Genomic DNA, 19,823 nt, shown 5'->3' with positions numbered 1-19,823 from the left:
GCCACGCAATTGCCCTCGAAGCCGCCCGCCTGATGTACGACCGCTCCGAGAGCGATGATTCAACCTCACTGCCTGACGCTTTCGTTTAAAGAGAACTATTCAATCGTCCACTAATAATCATCTGTTCACTAATTCCAACTTTCATTGCTGCCCATCGCCAAATGGTTCAGCATCGGCAACTTGTCCAAATCCGGTGGCATCTGGTTCCCATCGTACCAAGCGTGCTTCCTGGCAAAGTGGCAATCGTCGTTTCGGTTGTTCCGCTGTTCGATCCAGGTCGGGTGATTCAGGCCAAGGGCAATCCAGGCCGCTGAACTCTGGTTGCCGATAAACAACATGCTCCCGGCAATGACTCGTGCGAGGTCCAGATACGTGGGCGTAACGTGATACGGGATTTCCCCCCACTCACGGCAAAAGTCCTGGTGTTCTTCCGGCTTGCCCACGAACACGCAATTCCCCGAATAAGCCCGCATGATCGCTTTCCACGGGAACCGGCTTCTATCCCGATAGCGGGGCGTGCGGTTGATAACGACATCGGCAACGACTAACTCTTGATCGACCAGGAACCAGGAGCGGTTACGGTCAATGTGTGTGACGTGCTTGAACTCGGCAAACCTGTCGGCAAGGTTGAGCCGTCGGTGCGGCCGGTGATGCCGCCAACCGTCCAACACGTCACCCTCTGGCGTGTCAGCGTAACGGCACTGAGCGATATACGGCTGCAACTGAAGGAACGGTCTGATACGCTCAACCTTATCCCAAGTCATCGCCTCTCGGCACTTCCCTTGGCAATCGTAAAGAACAAGGTCGAGCAAGCGAACCGGGGAATCCCTGAACGATTCCAGAACGGCCAAATCGGGGAAGGAAGCGCAAGCCGCAAACAAGTCTCCAACGTCCCCATAGTGGCTTACCGTTCGTCGGTTATTGGGCGGGAACAACATTGGTTTCCTCTGGTGTGAAACATTGTGAACGTCTGCTTTGTAAACACGTCAGACACGGGCGGGATTCGTTGGCCTTCAGCGTGCCACATTTGAAACACTCAACACCGGCCGTTGTGCCGATGTGACGGACGAATTTAGGTGCCCACCATTCGATAGGCTTGACTGCCCCACGGATGTCTGAGAATCCCCCTCGTTGACCGACCAACCAATTATCAGGGGCATAGATTTTGGCGTCCTGGTTGTTGCTCTGCCACTTGCCAAACGTGTGGTCAATGTGTCTCAGACTATTGGCGTAGATGTCCCTTAGTGTCTTGATGAACTCGCCTCTAACTCTGATGGCGTGTGTTCGGTGGACGTTGACGCACTTTACGACGTTGGTAGCCACTTGGATCGGCCTTGGGATTCCGAGTCCGCCCATATGTTGCCCACCGAGGAACAAGCATTGCCAATCGAACGGTTCCACATCGTCTAAGAACTGGTCGTAATCGGTCAGGAAATTATCTTTAAAAAGAATATCGTCTTCAAAGATTGTGATATCCGTTTTGTTGTTGGCTAGGGCGTGATCCAGTGCCTTGACGTGGCTTTCTCGGCAACCGAATGCCCCCTTACCGTGTATGAAATTTAATGGGACTTTCACGGCGTTCCCGTCAACGGCCTGAATGCGATGGAACGGGAATTCCACTTTGTTGAGTTCGTCCGTTGCTTCTTTGAGGCGGTCGGGTCGTCGGTCTAAATTAATAAGATAAATCATGGTTATATTCCTACGTGATAATCTAGTCTGACGTTTCCAACTGTGGTTCGCATGAGAATTATCACGTGTATGATGTTGTTATCCTCGTCTCGTTCAACCTGTTCGATTTCGCCGCCGATGATGGCCGGTCCTGCCCCGTGTGCGGTGTCGTAAGTCAGAACGGAGTCGAAATTAAACGCCTCGGGGAAATTTGGCCACGGCGAACCGGGGTCGGCTGACGGTGCGTTCGTCTTCTGCCAACGGATGATGTTCCACACGATCCTCGGCCCGCCCTCAATCGGCTGGCCGTTCGCCAATCCCGTACAACCGAAGTCGCCGAGGGCCAACATGCCGTTGTCGCCCGGTCCACCCGGAATGGTGCCCACATATGTCTTGCCGAAGGGGTCGCCCAACTCCATCGTGTACGGCAAGTAGAGCTTGGCAAATTCGCCGGTGCCGTCCATAAACGTGACGTGATCGACAAGCGTAGCCCCGAACTCGCCACTACAACGGATATCGGGAGGTGTGTAACTCGTGCTTAGACTGTCATCACAACACGCCATTTGGAACCCATAAGTATCAATAGAAGAAATCTTAATATTTATATTGTGGCCGTAGACTCGATACGTTGTCATGTCGTATTCAATGCCGCAATCCGTCGGACGCTTGTCCGTCATCACGCTAAAGGTAGCCGAGGTTAGTTCACTCTCACTACCTTCACTTTGTTCGTCGCTATCGGTTCCCCTGGCAGCGTAGACAGACAGGCCGTCCGTATCTGGTCCGTAGTTGGTTGCGAGGTATCTTTTCCCAACCTCTAAGGACTCGGAATTTACGTCGAACGCTTTACACTCGGCGTAGTCTTCCCAGAACTTGAAGACGGGAAAATACGCCAGTGGCTTAGCCCTGTAATACCCGTCGTCCTGTTCAGGTTTGGTGATCTGAACGAAGGTTGTTTGGCGAGTCCCGACGTATCCTTTTGGCGAACCGTGCGGGGCAGTTGGTGCGAGGTAAGTCTTGAGTTTGTCGGCGGTTTGTTGGCTTAGGAATTTCATGGATCTCCCGGAATGTAACAACCGCTCAAATATTCTTCGCCGTCGAACAGTCCGTTCCGAGGCGGGTAATCACACGTGCAGCCGGGGTTACAATTGCTTCCCTGGTAAACCCATAGTCCACTTCCGAGGTTCCACAAGTAAGAACACTCGCCAGAACAGTCGGCACTTGATTCCGAGAAGGAGGAACTACTCGATTCGCTTGTTTCAGAACTTGATTCACTGCTCGTTTCGGAACTCGATTCACTACTTGTTTCGGAACTTTCCTCACTGCTTGTTTCGGAACTGGAACTTGATGAACCGCCGCCACACTCGCCGCCGCACGTTGGATCGTCCGCATACGTGCCGACCAGATACCCGCCGTTGCCCTCGTTGTAAGGCTCACAAGCGAACGTGAAGGGGTTACAACCGTAGTTGATAACGGTACTGGAACTCGATGAACTGGACTCACTTGACGAACTAGAAGAACTAGAACTTGAGGAACTAGACGAACTCGATTCGCTAGAACTTGAGTCAGCAGGACAGAAGTAGAAGACTGCGGCACCGGACGTTTCGCCGTCGCTGAACGAGAACGTAAACGGCCATTCGGTGCCGTCTGCCGGGGTGATCTGAGAGCCGCCCGTCCAATCTGTAATATACTCACCGGCACTGTGATTGAGTTCTACCGTGTGTGGTCCAGCCGTATCAAAGGCAAACGTGAAAACGGAACTATCTCCCGCATACAAGACGATTGGAACGCCGTCTACGATCCAGGTCGCTGGTCCGCTTGTATAGGCTTCAGTGTCCCCACAATAATCAACGCCTACCGAGAGCGTGAACATAGTCGATGACGTGTCGCCGCAACAACAATCGGCGAGGTCAAAGCCGTATTCGTCAATGCGTTCAAGTTCAATCCGTTGAACGTGTCCGCTGATGTGGAAGTGCCCAACGTCGAACAGTTCCCCGCAACCGTCCGAAGTGTTGAAAATCATCGCACTGAAATTTAAATGTCCGCTCGTGCTGGATTCTTCTGAGTCGTCGTCGCCACCGATGGCGAACACGGCTAAGCCGTCATCGTCGATGCCGTAATTGATGGCGTGATACCGCTTGCCAACCTCCAAGAATCCGCCGTTCACGTCGAACGCTTTACTCTCGGAATATTCTTCAAACAGTTTGAATATTGGGATATACGCCGTTGGCAGACACCGATAATAGCCGTCGGACTGTTCGTCTTTGGTGATCTTGACGAAGATGTTTTGGCGAACCCCACCTCCCCCCTTTGGCGAACCGTGGGGGGCTGTTGTGGCGAGTGCGTCCGTTAGTTTCTGTGCGGTCTGTTCACTGAGTGCGTAGGCTTTAGGCAATTACAAACCCCGCAGAATATTGGTAAACGGGACTTCGTAGAACCCAACGAATTCGAGGTAAACGAACTCACCGGCAATGATTTGGGCAACGGTCAACGGCTTCCCTTCCCCGTTTAGCGGGAAGTTAGCCGATACGCTACCTTCTCCCGTCAGGCTCTTGATTGGTTGCGGCGGTTGATCCGAGAACATGGAACCATTCCCGCCCGCCGGTTTCTGATACGTCCCCTGGTCCAACACCTTGATAGGGTTGAAGAAATCCGCCCGGTAATTGAGGCGTAAGGTGCAGTCAGCGTATACGAAACCCATCTTCCATTTGATATCGAATGACAACTGTTTCACGAATAGCGTTTTAGCCGGATACGTGAATCCGTTGAAAGTCCACGATTGAGAATTAACCTTGCCTTCGTAAGCGCACTTGTTGGCAAACGTCTGGTTATAGCAGAGGAATTTAATCTCAATGTAAGACGCTGGGCGGTTGACAATTACGGGCGGGTCGAAGGCTTGACCGGCACTGGACACAACTTTCTTAGGGGCTTCATCCTTATACTCCTCAACGAACGGGACTTCTTCCTCTTCCGTCCCGTAGGAGACAAAGAATGTTTGTTCGCCCGGATCGGTATCCCCTTGATCCTGCGGCTTGCTCGGTTGCGTGCCGTCCTGGTTGACTTGGCCGGTTCCGTGTGCGTCGTTGTCAAACTGGTAAGTCACTTCAAACTTGTTACCCATTTCATCAAGTTGATTGACTTTCGCTTTACTGGCGAACGCTCTTGGGTCTGATTCACCAAAAAAATTAAAGTAAGTTTCGAACTTAGTCACACCGCAGAACGAAAGGACTGTGCGAGGGGGAACCGGGCCGGAATCAAACGTAGCCACTAAGACTACGTTATACGTGCGAATACCTAAGTCCGATTCTTCGTAGTCGATTGTCTTTACCTTAACCGGCTCTAGCAGTGCTACCATGTTCCCCCTATATCACGCCAAAGTTGGCGAACCCTTGTTTCAGTGTTTCGTTTACTTGAGCAACTTTAGCCCCTACCTTATCAACGGCCTTTTCCGTCTTATTATCCTTCGGCAATAGCAAAGCCTCAGTCCGTATCTTGGCCTGAAAACTGAAGTCCTCTTTACTGCCCTTGATAATGGCATCCCTCTTTCCTTCACTAGCCTTCATCTTCTCTTGGATCAAGTCTGCATCTTTACTGGCCTTGATTCGGTCACGTAAAGCACGGTCAGAAATGTTGTCGAAATACTCGTTTACACCGGCAGCACTCTTGCCGAAACTACTGATTGCCCCAACGCCCCAGGCCGTCATATCGTCGCCGGCCTTTTGGATATAACTTTGCGTCTTCTCAATTCCGTTCTGAAAATCACCCAACCATGTCGGTTTGAATGCGGATGGAATGTAATCAGCCAGATTTATAAGTTCTTTGAACGCTCCCACTACGAAGGCCAAAGCCTTTGGAATGAGTGCGAAGGCAATAGCCGCAACACCGGCACCGGCTTTCAACGTGTCCCACACGTAAGCACCGGCTACGCCAACGCCCCGGAACGCCCCGATAATCAAGTCAGAGGCAGTAATCCACGTATCGCCTAGCCCGGTCGTCTCGTTGATCCAGGACGCAATACTATCGACGATTGAGGCAACACCGCTGAGGAAACTATCGGCGAGTTCATACACGACGCTAATCACTTCCGACAGGACGTTACTTACCCAATTGAATACCGGCGTGAGTCTCGGCAACCAGTCCGTGATATATTGGGCAACCAAATTGATACTTGGGGCAAGTGCGCCGGCGAACTTAGTAACGACCACATCAATAGCGTTACTGATATTCTCGATTGCCTTGCTACCGTTGGCCAACCCTTGAAAATCTAAGTTCTGATTCTTGTTTTCGCCCTTCTCGATTCTGTCCTTTAGGCGGTCAACCTGTTCGACGGCTTTCTTTGCCCCCTCAAACAGTCCCAGGCCGAGGGCAACGCCTCCGGCAACGCCTAGTGTGCTCTTTAAAACATTGCTAACCTTGCCCAATCTGAGTGCGATAGCGTCGGCAATCCGTCCGCCCCGTGTCTTTGCGGCCTGGATAATGGACGGGTCATCCATTGCCTTTTTCAAGGCTTCCGTGAGCCGTCCCCGATTCTTATCCGTTGCGTCGGCTAACCGTTCTTGTGCGGCCTTGACACGATCCAAGGCACGTTCGGAAGCCGCTATTTTCGCTTCGTCGAAGAGTCTACCGCCACCGAGGGAGGTTTGAACCAGTCCGAAAGCACGTGAGAAACCGCCGCTAATCTTGTTGGCCACACGGCCGAGACGTGAGCCGGTCGCTTCCGCCTTTGCTGCGGCCTGGTCAAGCCCCTTATTCAGTCCTTCGGAATTGACGCCTAGTTCTAGTGCGCCCTTCCCGACGTTAGCCCCTCCTGATGACATTTACTTCCTTTCTCGTGCGAGTTCCTGCGCCCTGAGTCCAGCCCGATACGCCTTCAACTTCTCCCGTGTTACTTCCCACTCTTCCCGCTTCTCCCGTTCTGGCGAATTTGGGAACAAGTCTTCGAATTTCCACTTACCGCCCTGAACCGCACCAACGTAATAACCGATCTTGGCCAGTATGGTTTCTATGCGTTGGGACGGTAGGCCGTAGAGAATGGACTTGGCTTTCCACAAATCGAACTCCCAACCGGGCATCTCTAAGATTTGCCCTAGAGTTAGTTCAAGTTCTAAGGCCAAATCCATTGCGAAATTTAGGTCTGGGTCTCTGAGCAGTTTTTTTTTGCTTCCTCAACCGCTTCGCCGCCTAACTTCGCATGATCCATCGCAACCTTACAAAGACGCTCCATGACGTTAGCGTCTTTGTCCATCAGGATTGGCAAGTCTTTATCCGTGAACAACCGCTTTCCTTCATCGTCTACGGCACAATACAAAAGCACGTAAACCGGGCCGATGTACTTTTTGTCAATTCCGCCCCCTACGTTCAACAAAGAGTTCCGTTCGCCAATTGACAACGTCTGGAACCTCATTTCAATTCCCCATTCGGGAACCGGGCAGATTAAATACTTGTCTTCGATTGCGGCTTTAGCGAAAGCCTCTTTAGTGATAGTCATTATGAATCGTCTCCAACTTTGTCAATTTTGAATGTTACCGACATTTCGCCGAGTCCGGACGTTGTGAATTCCGGTTGCGTCAACTCGGTAATAAAGGCTTCCTCAAAGGATGCCGCAAGTTCGTAACCAGTCACCTCCGGCCCACTGACTACCAACGTGTCCCTCTGGCCAATCATCGCCAGTAAATCGCCCCGTGTGTCTTCCTTGTACAAACACTTCACGACCACACTGCCGTTATCTCTCAGACTCGGCAAATACCGCTTCTGGCCGTTGTCTTCCAGTGTGGTAACTTCCACCGAGTCAACTGTCGTTGAGCCAACGGAAATACTCATACAGTTGTTAATTTGAACACCGCCGAACGTCACCTTTGCGCCGTTACCAATTACTCCATCGTGTGCCGTCATAAATACTCCAACTTTTAGGGATGAAGTATCTAGCCTTGAGAGTTGATTAATTCTCGCATCTTGCCACAGAATCGTTCTTGGAATTGAGACTCGGCACTAGGAAGGATTCGTCTTACGAACTGGCGTCCCCTCAACTTGCTTGTCCCCTGGTCGATGTTCTTGAAGTATCGGCTAGGTTGCTTCTCGTTCCTCTTTGGCTTTTTCTTTGTTGCCTGTTTACCCTTGACGACAAACTTAGTTTTTGCCCCGATGAACACGAACCAAAGTTGCTTTCTGCGGTAGTGAGCAATTTTAATTCTTATACTTTTCTTGAGTGCGCCGGTATCGGATGGCACGGTCTCTACCATCTGAGCCTTAGCCGGTGCTGCCCCGGCATTGATGGCAATGCGCATGAATTTATCTTGAACATTCAATTTAATCTTATGAACGGCCACCGTTGGCTTTATCTTCCATACAAACCCTGATGCCATAAGCCCTCCTTAGTCGCAAATTACAAAGTCCTCAAAGCCCGAATCGAACCGAAAGCAATCACAAATCGTGTTGTTATTGGCGTAATAGAGCGTTTCAATTCGCCAAATCTGGTCGCTTGTGTCCTTCAGCATGTCTAACGCCGTGAGTGCTGGATACCCTGTCACGGTGATAATCGCCCTGGCCCCCGTCTGTGGTGATCCGTTCACGTCGGTAATCTGCCCTTGCGTCTCTTGCAGGTTACACCAAAGCCAAGCGTCGGCCCTGTAACAGAGGCTCACGTTGCCAATGTCGTCCGGCTCACTCTTGTCGTAAATCATCCGTCGAACTCGATTGCCATTCTTTCCCCGTGCCATTAGAAGCCCCCCAAGCCGGTATTGTGCTGGTTACACAGACGTTGGAATCCGTCAGGAATTGGAACGTCCTCAGCGGATTGGTTGGCATAGTAGGCCGATGCCGCAAGGAGGAGAATCGCTTGCTTGATGTCGTTCGGGACTGTAGCCATTCCAGCCGTATACGTGATGCCGACGGGTCTTGGCCGGTAAGCGTTGAGCGTCGGCCATTCCTTGCCCTCAAGCATCCAAAGATAAGCCGGAATCCCGGTCAGGTCGGAAGCGTAATCACCCGTGTCTACCTCCTGTAGAACGTCGTCAACGTCATAGTATTTAACATGAGTGATCGACAGGACGGGACCAACTTCTAGCCGGACTGGTGCGAAGTAGGATTTCCAGCACGGTTGCCACTGTGTGAAAGTGCGTGTGGCGACAATCTTCCCGTTCGCCGTTCGTTCGAAGACTTTACGGGCAGTGTCGAGGAGGATTAGTAAGTCATCGTCTTCCGCCGTCCCGTTGTTGCTGCCGATGCGTAGTTTGAGGGCATCGAGGGATACAATAGGGTCGCCATCGTATTCGGTTTCTTGTAGGGATTTGTTCATACCGTATTTAGTCAGGTGCAATAAGAAAACCGGCTATTACTAGCCGGCTTTCCCAATCCATTAACAAAAGGTTTTAGACAACGAGTCCAACCACTTTTATATAGTGGGAAGTTGTATTTTTTATGAACCCAGGTCAAGTTTCCAGCATGTGTTCGGTGGGCCGATATAGGCACCAGTTACCATCGACACTTGCTCAACCAGTCTATCCGGCCAAACCGAGGAATCCCGTTGAATGGCCAAGTCTGCGGCAGCACCGAACAGAAGTTGGAAGTATTCCGGAACACAGTAGATAACTTGGTAATCGTCCACGAAGTTAGAAACGTATACCGGCTTACCGTCCAACGTGTCGAATTCAGGATTCGCCGTTGCGTTCTTGTCGAACAGGCTTCTACCAACGTCGTCGATATACTCACTGACAAGGAAGCCCATCGTGAAATCGTTCACGAGCATGACGGCGTTTTGTCGGTATTGCTTCGGAATCTTGAAGGAATATTCGTCCATGATCTTTGGAATCGTCGTTGAGAGCGGTGTGAAGGCCGTCGCCGAAGTGACCAACCCTTTCATACCGCCGTTCGATCCGTTGCCAGTGTCGGTGATAACCATTTCTTCAATTGCGATATCGTCCGAACCCTGAACCATTGGCACAATCCTATCGACGACGTTTACCAATGAAGAATTCGCCATTTCCCAAGTTACCGTGAACTTACCGGCTGTCAATGTGAACGGCCTGAGGTCAATCTTACTGGTCACGAAGTTCTTAGCCGGAATCGTCGGGGCAATTTCAGTCCCAGACGATGCCGAAGTCTTAGTAGACTTCAGTGCGGTCGGGTCTATGGTCGTGTACTGGCGAGTTGAGTTACCATCATTGGCGAGCGATTCGCTAGTCAGTGCGGAGACAAACGGCGAAAGATAATTACGGTATTCGATGATACTTTGCGAATACGTCTTGTATGTCAGTTCCAGACCAACACCGGCACCGCCCGTGTTCATCTTGGTACGATACATCCGCTTATTCAACGTGCTCATGTCGTATGGAATCGTGATCGTGTTACCGCTTGTCGAGTAACCCGATTCCTGAATCTTTGACAGTTCCAACGGCGACAACTGCCGACCGAATTGCGAGCGAACCCATTGTTTGATTCCCTCTTTCGGGTCTGATTGGGCGGTTCGCTTGATGACTGGTTCGTATCTCGGCGCTGGCGTAGTTGGCTTGGCCAATTCTTCTTTGATTTTCGCCATTGCGAGGCGGGATTCCGTTACCTTACGCTCAACGCCCAACTCTTTCAGTTTAGCGGCGAGGGCCGTAAGTTCGTCGGCTTCCTCAAGGGATAAACCCTCTTCGCCCTTAGCCTTTAGTTCCAACTCGTCACCCCGTGCGGTGAGTGAGCCGATTTCGGTGTTGATTTCTTCTTCAGTTCTAACTTTATCCATATTTTCCTTTGGTGGTTTTTCGAAAAACTTACCTTATCTAGAGTCCTAGTTTCATTTTTTGATAATTGAACATTGCCAATTGCTGTTCGTAATTTTGTTTTAACCTAACAACAACTTGAGTAGCCGTCTGTGGGTAGGCCGGTAATGCGTCTATTGCGATTGTAACGTCATACAAATAGAGGCTTTCCCGCTCTACAACGCCGTCCGGCCTAGTGCGTGAAAGCATTGGGACACTTTGGAACGACGCACCTTTAACTCGATTTTGCTTGTAAGCCGTGTAAACATAATCGCCCACTTCGTTGTCGGGCAAGTAAGACGATGTGAACAACCCTTTTTTGTCACTCTGGAGCAAGAGACTTCCGTCCGTCCGCTTGGCATACGTGTAATTCGGCAAGTGGTTGACCGTTCCGAGAACTTCGCCGGACGTTCGGAGAAAGTCCGTGAAAGCCTGCGAGGATATCGTTTCCATGTAGGATTTACGGCCTTCGTCGATCCGAGTTTCTGCCCCGTAAAGAGCCGCATAGAAACTCACCCGCCGGTCGGTCGTAATGCTCACATCGTTAGACGCCAGTCGTTGAATTATCATTGGCCTGATTCCCTTCCTGTTGTGCGCCCTGGTCGTTCGTGGTCTGGTTGGCCATCTGTGGGCCTTGATTGAGCGGATAAAGCGGAATATCTAATCCCGCTTCCGGTGGTAGGCCGAGCCAGTCACGCATTTCCGAGCGAAGGATATAGCCGCTGGTTATGCCCATTCCGACCACACGGGCGAACGTCTCCGGGTCGCCCCGTAGGATTTCGTCCGTGTCGAACTCGCACCAGTATTCACCGTTCGGCCAAAGTGCGTTATTGATGGCCGTTTCGAAGTTGTCGAGGACGGGACGGAAAGAGCGGGTGACTTGATCGGACTTATCCGCCGCAACGCTGTTGTATTTTGATTGTGATTGGTCGCCGATGTCGGACGGAACGAGCTCGAAAACCATACAGACACTAGCGGCAGAGGCCGCCAATGCTTCAAGAATTGCGGCATCTTGTGCCGTCAGTCCCGTGAGCTGGTTGAATTTGGCACCTTGAAGAACGGGAATTTCACCAACATTTTGAGAACCGCCGAACATCGCCTTGAAAAAGGATCGCATGAGTTCGAGGGCGTTGTCCTGTAGTCTCCCTGTCCCGTCTATCGAGATATAACCTGACGGTCTGACCGAATTCCGGTAATAGGCTTCCGCACTGGTCATGATCTGGCGATGAAGGCCGAGGACTTCACCGGCACTTGTCAGCAGGTCAACCCCACGGAGGCCGTAGTCGTCCGGCTCTCGGATAATATGGATAATCTTCTCGTTCAAGGCCGGATAAGTGCGTTCGTAACTTCCCGTCCTCGTGCGGAATTCCTTCTTTCCGGTCACTTCGTTGATCGTTACCAGATAAACGGAAGAGGCGGGAAGGCGGGCAAGGTCGAATATCTTCCCCGTTCCGTCGTAACGGACCAGGAGGAAGGCTTCCCCGTGCCACCAATAGTCATCGACAAGCCCTTTCATCAGGACTTGCCGAGGTGTGTTTTCGTTCGGTTGAGCGTTCAGTAAGCGGAATTCGGGGATATCTTCCGCCTTCGTCCGCCCTTCTAAGCCGTCTTTGCTAGTGGCCGTGTAGGTGAGCAACGGAAAGGAGGCAATCTGACGCTTGTAAAGCCCCACCGCCGCAGAGACGGCCGGTATCGTCAGGGCAATTTCACGAGTCCTTACGGCGTCAGCGGACACCGGCCCCCAATAGCCCTCTGGAGTCTTGTTGGCTTGATACGTCGGACTCTGTAGCCGGTTTATCACTCGTTGGATTAGATTTGGTTTCTTCACGCTTTATCTAGTCATGTCAATCAGAAATTACGAAGGCATCGACACGGTTTTGATTCCCTTGGATGTGACCGAACATCGCAAAATGGCTGCACAAAATCCGTCGATCAGGTCCATCTTGCTACGCTTCGTAGGGCGTATTTCATTGGTGTTGGACACCTGAATCCTCACGTTGCTGAGGCAGAACCGTAGCCACGTGGAACCGTTGTGGGTTATCCTGCCCTGGTCGTAAGCACGTTTAAACTCAAGCATTGCCGGATTGTAAGTCTGAAAGGACGGCGAAACACGTGTGAAGTTGTAACCCTCTTCCATGATCTGATTACCGAGGACGAAGGATGATGTGGTATCGGCGTAAATGCCTTCGATGTTAAACTTTTTACAGTCGGCTAGGATGTGGCCTTTGACTAAATCGGCATCGACCATGTCTCCGTCGGTAAGTTCAATATCGGAATAGTTGGTGAACAAAGGTAGTTTCTTCGATTTCCGATACTTCATCGACTCAGCGGGAACCCATGCTTTGGACTCGATATAGTATTTGCCTTCCCCCAAGTCCCACATCTTGGCCCATGCGGTCGGGTCTGTGGTCATTCCGAGGTCAAGCCCGCCCATACACCGGAAGTTGACTAACTCTTCTGGCGTCATTGGTTGCTTGAAGGAATCGAAGTTTGACACGTCGAACCACTGGCCACTAGCCGCACTAATCCAAAGGTTCATTTTAAGATTCAGGAAATTATAGTATTCGCCTATTCCGCCGGCCTTGGCAGAATAGTAGTCTCTGCGGAACTGATCCTCTGGGAATTCCTTTGATCCCAAATAAGGGTTGGCCTTGCGCCATTGGGCCGGGTCATCGTAGTCTTTGGCGTCGGCGTCCGCCTCATACACAAGCGGAAGGTAAGTGATGTCGATCTCTTCGCCGCTGATAACCCGTTTGGACTTACAATAAAGGTCGTAGTACCACCCGATCTTTTCCGCACCTGCCGTTGAGATGACGAATACAAGGCCGTTATTCCGGGCATCGGTAGCGTAGCGGAGAGCGTGCCAAAGAGGTTCCGGCACTACGTGCGCCTCATCGACAATCAATACAGACACGTTCCAGCCGTGATTAGATTTGGCGTCAGCCGTCAGTGATTTAAAATGACCGTTGGTGCTGGGGATTTCAATCTCTTTGATGTGTTCCCGCTGCCGTGTGAAGTCCGTAAGGTTGGCCTTGTCGAAAGCGTATTTCACTTCTTTGTAAATCTGAGCCGCATTGGTTCGGTTCGCCGCTGCCGTGAACACGGTTGGGGATGGTTCCCCACTCGCCAGCATACTATAGAAAGCATAAATGGCCGTCATGAGGGTTTTACCAAAGCCCTTTTTAGGGCAATGGAGGTTTACCACACGCCACCGTCTACGGCCGTCGGGCAACCGCCAGCCTTCAATTTCTTGAAGTAGTTGGATTTGTGTTGGTCTAAGTTTGATCTTGCCGGGAATATGCTGGCTACGGAAGTGCTTTTCGATAAACCAAATGATCTTATCAGCCGCCTCCTGGTCCCAATAACAACCCTCTAGTAAGGCTTGCTCGTCACTCTTCGTCTTGATTGCCCATGCTGGCGGTTGTTGTTTCTCTTCAGTCACTTGTCCTCTTTAGTCTTCCTCGTTTGCATCCTAGACAGTTCGTAAAGGATTGCCGCTTTCGCCCCTTCGCTGAGGCTTTTGAACCTCTGTAGTTGGGTGATTAGGAAGTGTTCGCCCTTCGTAACGTCAACGATCCATTCGGCCGGAGGATGCTTCCGCCCGTCCTCGTATGTGATGTGGTGGCCTTGCCAAACTTGCTTCACCCTTGCTTCTCTCTTTCAACTTGCTTGTGACACGTTACACAGAGTGCGAGGTAGTCAGTTATTGACCGTGCCGGATACCGTAAGTGGTGTGCCTCCACTGACCATTCCTTCTCACACATCTGACAGAGAGGATGGGTATCGAGCAACTGCTCCCGCATAGCCTTATGGTCTTTTCCGTATTGGGGGCGTGGGACGTGTGGCTTTTTGAAGCGAAAGGCGGGCGGTTTCCAGGGCATTACTCAACCCTTCCCAATGCCTCTTCAATGCTCTTAGCACTGTCTACTTTGCTCGCCTTACGATCCTTCGGCGTCATTCCGAATTGCTTGGCGTAGGCTTGATACAGTTTCAAGGCCGACATGAACCGCACACCGGCCTTACCTTGTTCGTCCATCGGGTCTGTATTCTGAATGACATACCACAACTTACACACGATAACGAAAGTTTCCGTGTCCTGATCCGGGTCTAGAATTCCCTGCTTCACAAGTCTGGCATAGTGACTACGCCAGAACTCAGCGGCTTGGCCCTTTAAATAATTTGGGACTCGCACGGATGGCTCCCTTTCCTCTCGATAATCAACGTCAACACGTCACCGACACTGGTAAGACACGCAACTCTCCACGGGTGAGGTATCGTCTTCGTCCAATCAACCAGGGCGTCTACAGGTTCCGGCCTTGGCTTCAGTCCGTCTCTCATCCGCTCGTATAGTTTGGCTATGTCAATGGCTTGTGCTTCGTTCATAATTTTCTCTTTGTGGAGCCTTACTTGATTGTGGCTTTCGTTTTCAGCGGCGAGCGTGGGCGTCTCCAGGGGACCACCCTCCAACACTTGGACCGTTATCCTAGCGTCAAAGCATAGACACTCGTCTTAGTGTCATTATATCCCGATAGTAAACCTTTAATCTTTAACATTCAATGCCAATGCCAATCATTCCGATTCTTTATTTACTAAAGGCTCTACCTCTGCTTTGGGTATGGCTAACAAGTGGTAGCCCTCAATACTATTGGCAACGGCATCAACCTTAGCCTCTACGTCACGAGTGTGCGACCTGGCGTTCATCAACAGATGGTCTGTCAATAGGTTGTTCTGCCTAATCCCCCTGCTCACTGCTACCTTGACACCAAAGGCCGTGAGTGCGGCGAATAAGGACTGTAGAGCCGATGGGAAGTCCAATACAGTGGCCTGATACACGGCCAGAAACAAGAGGCCAATGCCCGCATAGTTAATGTTCATGCTCTTATATAGTGGCCTGATTGTTAAAACGGTAAGGTGATTGAGTTTCTGATGAGTTCCGCATAGTAGGCGTAACCTAAGTCTGTCGGGTGAACTAAGTCTGTATAAGCGGCACTGTTCAGGAAACCGCCCGCTAAAGTGACACCTAAGAACGGATCGGCTGCCACGTCTACCAATTGGCCAGCATAGGACGTGTAGTTAGCTCGAATCAACGTGTTCACGTCGTCCCTAACCGTCTGTTCTCGATTGCTGGACAGTGTGAATACGACAATATTGGCCTTTGAGAAACCGCCTGATATAGCGGCCGTTAGATACGTGTTTATCCTGGTGTGGACTGTTGCCGCACTGTTACCAGACGCAATATCGTTGATTCCACCAATGAAGAATAACCAGTTTGATGAATTGGCGTAAGGTGTGTTGATTTCACTTTGGTCGGATGTCATGTCAGTAACAAATTGACCATAAAGCCCGAAATTATGACAATGCCAATTCTTGTTCACTTTCAGGCGGTCTGAGATGTTTCGGCCACGTGTTGAGCCGAACCCTTCCATGATGGAATCACCTTCAAAAATGACTCTACCCAATGGCGTTTCTGCGGCGCTTCCCGTGTCGTAATTCACTCGACAATATTCAAAAAATTGGCTTGCTTCGTTTGTCGTTAGGTCACGTCGATAAATACCGAATTCGTAGATTTTTCCGTGTGCTGGAGAACTTGTGTGGCCGAGATTGAGGCCAGTATATCGGCCTGATCCATTGGCCGTGAGTGTTTGGACGTTGGATACGCTATCGACGTAGACTTTGGTAGATTGGTCGTTACACGTTACGAGAATTGCGATTCTTCGATTGGTGGGAACTTTAAAAGTTGTTGTGTAGGTGTTTCCGCCGTCATACCAACGCACGATTCCGTTCATGACTTGGAGTGCGAGGTCGAAAGAGCCGATGTTGATTGGATAACTGTTGCGGTCGATTGAATCGAGGTCGATAACGAGAAAGCAGGACATGCGGCGAGCGTTGGTAACGTAGGTGGGATTGTTGAAAACCCCGGCCGCATTGTTGCCGCTGAGGAACCACACGAACGGCCGTTTCTCTTGGGATAAATTGGAACTGTAATACGTTGCCGTCCCTTGAACGTAGTTGAGCGGGTATTGCCCTGCCACGTCTGGCCAACTGGTGATATTGGTTCCGTCCCCTTTGTTGTCGGCGAGGCTAGAGGCCGTGTAATAGGCACTCAACCCGGCAATCTGTGTCGGACTCGGCACACCAGTAGGCGGACTGCCAACAATCCGGCCATCCGTGTAGGGCTTGCGGAAATCGGGCTTTTCTTTGCCATATCCTAGAATCATTTTTTATTTCTTTCCGTCTTTGTATGCTTGATTTGCCAAGTCAAAAAAGCGGAACATAAGAGGAAACACGCAATCTTCCGACTCGCCTTGGAACTCTGTCTCTACCTTTTGGACAAACTCATTTACCAATTCGTAGATACGCTGTCTAAGTTCAGGATTTACTTTTTTCATTACGTCAAGTCCTCTCCGAATGCGAGAAAGTCTAAGGTTGCGCCCGAGGTCAAGGCCGTTCGTGTCACACCTTTAAGACTGTAACCCGTTGGGAGGATTAAATTGTCGTATCGGAACACGGCTTGTTGTGTGTCCGTTGTGTTGGTCATTGAAAACACGTCTAAAATTCTGTCGTTGGTTCCGTCGTTGACCAATAGAAGAACTTTCGTTGTTCCCCCTGGTGCGGTCGTTGGTCCGCTTGATACTCGAATCTCTCGAATTCTGGTACCCGCTGAGACAGGTGTGATGTTGCTGAATGCTGCCGCAGTGGTGCTACTGGCGTTGTTCAGTTGGAGAGAGCCGTTTCGGGGCGTGCTTGCGTATGTTGGTGATGATGCCATAAATGTTACCTGTGTATAATTGCTTCTACTTCAATATTCGTGCGGAGAATAACGTCTTCCCCGGTGAGCCGTGGGCCTTGTCCTGTCGATTGCTGTCCGGCGACAAAGGCTCTAAGTGGGTTTACTGGTGCGCCGCCGCCCGGTGCTGTCGAGGTTGCTACGTTGGGTGAGGATCGAAGGAACCGCCGATTACGCTTACGATTGACCATTTATCGCCTCTAGTATTCTTGTGGTTGAGTAGCCGGGGAGGTAAGGGGCGATACGGACTTCGGCCAAACCGTAACCGACAACGTCCTTTGCCTCGTAATCCCCGCCCTTGACAATCACGTCAGGCTTCATGATCTTGATGAGCTCTAACGGCGTGTCCTGGTCAAAGATAATTACGCAATTTACGATCTCTAAGGCCATCAAAATTTTCACCCTGTCAGGTCTTTTGTTGACGGGTCTGCCGGGCTTCAACCGGCTAACGCTCTCGTCTGAGTTCATGCCGACAATCAGGATATCCCCTTGTGCCTTGGCAAACTCCAACGTGGAAAGATGCCCGACGTGTAAGATATCAAAGCAACCCGACGTAAAGACAATTGTATTTCTCTTGCCCACTAGTCTAAGTCCCCCGTCAGTGTTAATTTAAATTTTTGTCCGCTCGCTGGCGTGAACACGTCCAATGTTTCGAGGAACCGGCGGTTACGTTTTCTGTTGATGCTCATCTTCTTTAACCTCTACTATTTCCAAGCGTTCATAGAGATCTTTTATTAGCTCGATGAACTTTTCTGGCGTAATGAATTTAATGTCATACTCGTTCTTGTGTTCCGTTGATTCAAATACTACTTCCCTGTCAAATAGCGTTTTCTGTTTTTTCATTAGTCTAAGTCCCCTGTAAGTGTCAATTTAAATTTTTGTCCGCTCGCCGGTGTGAACACGTCCAACGTCTCCAACACGGCATAAATTGAGCGTGTGGATACGGCCGTGAACGGTATTCGTAGTGTGTTGTCCTGGCTATAGGACTCTGTCGAATTGGTCGTATCGCTGCCGGTAATCATCGCCGGAAGTTCGAAGAAACCGATTCGCTTTGTGTTATCCGCATAAAGGCTGGAATATGCGGTGTTGTCGTTGACCAGTGTTGGCGAACTTGAGAACAGGTGAACCCGAATACGTGGCGTGATGGACTTTTTGTCAGTTGAGAGAACGGCGCTAACAATGTAGCCGGAACCGCCTGACGTTCTCGCAAAGTTCGGGAACGTGATTACCGTTGGTGCGGAGGTGCTGGTGTTGACACTGTCGCCAATGGCGTAAGCGGTCGTGTCGCTCGGCCGGGTGATCTCAACGGCGACGACGGATCGAAGGCCGGTTGTGTCAATTGCTACCGTTCCGTCCACCGTCAAGGAACCAGAGTTATCCGTGATCGGCACTGCGGTTGAGATGGCGGAAACGGCTACCGTGCCGCTAACGGCCACCGTTCCCCCCACACTGCTAACGGCTACGGTTCCGTCTACGGTCAGTGAGCCTGAATTGTCATCGACGTGAACGGTCCCAGACACGCCGGAAACGGCCACCGTGCCGTCTATCGTGATAGAACCGCCGCCGTCATCAATCGTCAGTGATCCAGAGTTATCGGTAATCGGAAGGGCAGAGGCGATACTTACTGCCACGGTTCCGCCTACACTCGACACGGCTACAGTTCCGTCAACCGTCAGTGAGCCTGAGTTATCCGTGATGGGAACGGCCGTTGAGACGCTTGAAACGGCCACCGTGCCGCTAACCGTCATCGACTCGGCTAAGGTGACTGGCAACGGATTGTCGCCGTCTACCGCTGTTGCGACGCCGTCAACGCCAAACGCTACCTTGTGAATTGGGTACTGGACACTTCCCACTTGATCGGTGGCAATTACTACACTTGTTCCGCCACCGTCTTTAATTACTATATTGTCTGCCATACCTTATAAAGTAGTCTGGCGTCAAATTTTTAGATCAAAAGTAGGTATTGTGAATTGTCAGGAATTGAAAAGTCTAATACGTATTCTGGCGTGAGGTATTCGTTGATCCAAAGTTGGTAGGTTTGAGTAGCGGCTCCACTCTCGGCAACCAGGGCGCTGGACTGAAGTGTAGAGGACAACACCGGCCCAACCTTCCCGCTACTTCTCCAACCATTCATCGACTCTTTGACTTGCGCTGCCAGACTTAGCGCTAACTGCCAGTCACGGTGATATACGGTCACGTCAACCGAGTATTGTTCCAACCCGGCCATTCCCTCAAGTGTCTGGATACTTTGGCTGAGAGAGCAATTGTAAACGAGGTGAGGTAGCGCCGGAATGTTCTCTTCCGGTATCGCTGGATAGATGCGACCAGACAGGGCGGTTGCCAGTGAGGTATTGGCAGTGAGGCGAGCGTATACGATTGCTTCGATCATTCCTTATCTAGTTCTTTGGGCCTGAATTCGTTCGCTACCCTACGCACTTCTCGTAATGTTTTGGCAGTCTGATACGGAGTGAGATTTAGAGTTCTGCCCAACTTTGCGACGTTCAACCGGCCGGACGTTACCCGGTATACGTCGCAATGTTCCATCGCCCATACCACCTCCCCGTAACCGGCGTCTCTCAGCACTTGACAGGTTGAGGTTAAATCGGCGCATTCTTGTTCGTCTAGCATCC

20 protein-coding genes are annotated in these 19,823 nt (G+C 50.9%); all 20 read right to left on the bottom strand.

The window, feature by feature from the left end; translation table 11 throughout:
• Nucleotides 1-128 precede the first annotated feature (128 nt).
• Nucleotides 129-764 carry a hypothetical protein gene (locus PX52LOC_RS17265; RefSeq protein WP_149111276.1) on the bottom strand — a complete coding sequence of 212 codons (636 nt, stop codon included), beginning with the start codon at nucleotides 762-764 and terminating at the stop codon, nucleotides 129-131.
• Between the two features lie 154 nt (nucleotides 765-918).
• A complete protein-coding gene (locus tag PX52LOC_RS17260) occupies nucleotides 919-1,689 on the bottom strand; it encodes a glycosyltransferase family 25 protein (RefSeq protein WP_149111275.1) in 771 nt (256 codons plus the stop codon).
• A 2-nt stretch (nucleotides 1,690-1,691) separates the two neighbouring features.
• Entirely contained in the window at nucleotides 1,692-2,720 is a 1,029-nt protein-coding gene (locus PX52LOC_RS17255; protein WP_149111274.1) for a hypothetical protein, read from the bottom strand.
• On the bottom strand, nucleotides 2,717-4,060 hold the full coding sequence (locus PX52LOC_RS41650; RefSeq protein ID WP_178132553.1) for a hypothetical protein: 1,344 nt from the start codon (nucleotides 4,058-4,060) through the stop codon (nucleotides 2,717-2,719). Before PX52LOC_RS41650 ends, PX52LOC_RS17255 begins: the two co-directional genes overlap by 4 nt.
• Nucleotides 4,061-5,020 (bottom strand): hypothetical protein, encoded by a 960-nt coding sequence (locus PX52LOC_RS17245; protein WP_149111273.1) that lies wholly within the window; start codon nucleotides 5,018-5,020, stop codon nucleotides 4,061-4,063. It lies immediately after the preceding gene.
• A gap of 7 nt (nucleotides 5,021-5,027) precedes the next feature.
• Nucleotides 5,028-6,482 (bottom strand): DUF4175 domain-containing protein, encoded by a 1,455-nt coding sequence (locus PX52LOC_RS17240; RefSeq protein WP_149111272.1) that lies wholly within the window; start codon nucleotides 6,480-6,482, stop codon nucleotides 5,028-5,030.
• A 311-nt stretch (nucleotides 6,483-6,793) separates the two neighbouring features.
• Nucleotides 6,794-7,153, bottom strand: coding sequence for a hypothetical protein (locus tag PX52LOC_RS17235; protein ID WP_149111271.1), 360 nt, complete (start codon nucleotides 7,151-7,153; stop codon nucleotides 6,794-6,796).
• The gene (locus PX52LOC_RS17230) at nucleotides 7,153-7,557 is read right to left on the bottom strand and encodes a hypothetical protein (protein WP_149111270.1); all 405 of its coding nucleotides are present in this window, start codon (nucleotides 7,555-7,557) and stop codon (nucleotides 7,153-7,155) included. Before PX52LOC_RS17230 ends, PX52LOC_RS17235 begins: the two co-directional genes overlap by 1 nt.
• Before the next feature lie 29 nt (nucleotides 7,558-7,586).
• Entirely contained in the window at nucleotides 7,587-7,991 is a 405-nt protein-coding gene (locus PX52LOC_RS17225; protein WP_168219054.1) for an HK97 gp10 family phage protein, read from the bottom strand.
• A gap of 45 nt (nucleotides 7,992-8,036) precedes the next feature.
• Nucleotides 8,037-8,345, bottom strand: coding sequence for a hypothetical protein (locus tag PX52LOC_RS17220; RefSeq protein WP_149111268.1), 309 nt, complete (start codon nucleotides 8,343-8,345; stop codon nucleotides 8,037-8,039).
• A 35-nt stretch (nucleotides 8,346-8,380) separates the two neighbouring features.
• Nucleotides 8,381-8,959: a head-tail connector protein gene (locus tag PX52LOC_RS17215; protein ID WP_149111267.1), complete on the bottom strand. Its 579-nt coding sequence runs from the start codon at nucleotides 8,957-8,959 to the stop codon at nucleotides 8,381-8,383.
• A gap of 120 nt (nucleotides 8,960-9,079) precedes the next feature.
• Nucleotides 9,080-10,390 (bottom strand): phage major capsid protein, encoded by a 1,311-nt coding sequence (locus tag PX52LOC_RS17210; protein ID WP_149111266.1) that lies wholly within the window; start codon nucleotides 10,388-10,390, stop codon nucleotides 9,080-9,082.
• Between the two features lie 37 nt (nucleotides 10,391-10,427).
• Nucleotides 10,428-10,946 carry an HK97 family phage prohead protease gene (locus PX52LOC_RS17205; protein WP_168219053.1) on the bottom strand — a complete coding sequence of 173 codons (519 nt, stop codon included), beginning with the start codon at nucleotides 10,944-10,946 and terminating at the stop codon, nucleotides 10,428-10,430.
• A 4-nt stretch (nucleotides 10,947-10,950) separates the two neighbouring features.
• Complete coding sequence (locus PX52LOC_RS17200; protein ID WP_168219052.1) at nucleotides 10,951-12,141, bottom strand: phage portal protein; 1,191 nt, start codon at nucleotides 12,139-12,141, stop codon at nucleotides 10,951-10,953.
• A gap of 120 nt (nucleotides 12,142-12,261) precedes the next feature.
• On the bottom strand, nucleotides 12,262-13,848 hold the full coding sequence (locus tag PX52LOC_RS17195) for a terminase TerL endonuclease subunit (RefSeq protein WP_149111263.1): 1,587 nt from the start codon (nucleotides 13,846-13,848) through the stop codon (nucleotides 12,262-12,264).
• A 438-nt stretch (nucleotides 13,849-14,286) separates the two neighbouring features.
• Nucleotides 14,287-14,598, bottom strand: a complete 312-nt coding sequence (locus PX52LOC_RS17190; protein WP_149111262.1) for a hypothetical protein — start codon at nucleotides 14,596-14,598, stop codon at nucleotides 14,287-14,289.
• Nucleotides 14,599-15,304: 706 nt separating this feature from the next.
• Nucleotides 15,305-16,624 carry an SGNH/GDSL hydrolase family protein gene (locus PX52LOC_RS17185; RefSeq protein ID WP_149111261.1) on the bottom strand — a complete coding sequence of 440 codons (1,320 nt, stop codon included), beginning with the start codon at nucleotides 16,622-16,624 and terminating at the stop codon, nucleotides 15,305-15,307.
• Between the two features lie 746 nt (nucleotides 16,625-17,370).
• Nucleotides 17,371-17,775 carry an adenylyltransferase/cytidyltransferase family protein gene (locus PX52LOC_RS17180; protein WP_218575382.1) on the bottom strand — a complete coding sequence of 135 codons (405 nt, stop codon included), beginning with the start codon at nucleotides 17,773-17,775 and terminating at the stop codon, nucleotides 17,371-17,373.
• Nucleotides 17,776-18,035: 260 nt separating this feature from the next.
• Entirely contained in the window at nucleotides 18,036-19,109 is a 1,074-nt protein-coding gene (locus PX52LOC_RS17175) for a hypothetical protein (protein WP_149111259.1), read from the bottom strand.
• Nucleotides 19,110-19,138: 29 nt separating this feature from the next.
• The gene (gp17, locus tag PX52LOC_RS17170; protein ID WP_149111258.1) at nucleotides 19,139-19,582 is read right to left on the bottom strand and encodes a tail completion protein gp17; all 444 of its coding nucleotides are present in this window, start codon (nucleotides 19,580-19,582) and stop codon (nucleotides 19,139-19,141) included.
• Between the last annotated feature and the right edge of the window lie 241 nt (nucleotides 19,583-19,823).

Source organism: Limnoglobus roseus (assembly GCF_008254045.1).
Classification (GTDB): domain Bacteria; phylum Planctomycetota; class Planctomycetia; order Gemmatales; family Gemmataceae; genus Limnoglobus; species Limnoglobus roseus.
The sequence above is the reverse complement of the archived record's forward strand: the minus strand, read 5'-3'. Positions and strand labels throughout refer to the sequence as shown.

Coding starts and splice junctions, on each gene's coding strand:
- PX52LOC_RS17255 (WP_149111274.1), bottom strand. CDS start 2,720: ATGAAATTCCTAAGCCAACAAACCGCCGACAAACTCAAGACTTACCTC.
- PX52LOC_RS17245 (WP_149111273.1), bottom strand. CDS start 5,020: ATGGTAGCACTGCTAGAGCCGGTTAAGGTAAAGACAATCGACTACGAA.
- PX52LOC_RS17235 (WP_149111271.1), bottom strand. CDS start 7,153: ATGACTATCACTAAAGAGGCTTTCGCTAAAGCCGCAATCGAAGACAAG.
- PX52LOC_RS17240 (WP_149111272.1), bottom strand. CDS start 6,482: ATGTCATCAGGAGGGGCTAACGTCGGGAAGGGCGCACTAGAACTAGGC.
- PX52LOC_RS17215 (WP_149111267.1), bottom strand. CDS start 8,959: ATGAACAAATCCCTACAAGAAACCGAATACGATGGCGACCCTATTGTA.
- PX52LOC_RS17210 (WP_149111266.1), bottom strand. CDS start 10,390: ATGGATAAAGTTAGAACTGAAGAAGAAATCAACACCGAAATCGGCTCA.
- PX52LOC_RS17220 (WP_149111268.1), bottom strand. CDS start 8,345: ATGATTTACGACAAGAGTGAGCCGGACGACATTGGCAACGTGAGCCTC.
- PX52LOC_RS17175 (WP_149111259.1), bottom strand. CDS start 19,109: ATGGCAGACAATATAGTAATTAAAGACGGTGGCGGAACAAGTGTAGTA.
- PX52LOC_RS17265 (WP_149111276.1), bottom strand. CDS start 764: ATGACTTGGGATAAGGTTGAGCGTATCAGACCGTTCCTTCAGTTGCAG.
- PX52LOC_RS17185 (WP_149111261.1), bottom strand. CDS start 16,624: ATGATTCTAGGATATGGCAAAGAAAAGCCCGATTTCCGCAAGCCCTAC.
- PX52LOC_RS17230 (WP_149111270.1), bottom strand. CDS start 7,557: ATGACGGCACACGATGGAGTAATTGGTAACGGCGCAAAGGTGACGTTC.
- PX52LOC_RS17260 (WP_149111275.1), bottom strand. CDS start 1,689: ATGATTTATCTTATTAATTTAGACCGACGACCCGACCGCCTCAAAGAA.
- gp17 (WP_149111258.1), bottom strand. CDS start 19,582: ATGATCGAAGCAATCGTATACGCTCGCCTCACTGCCAATACCTCACTG.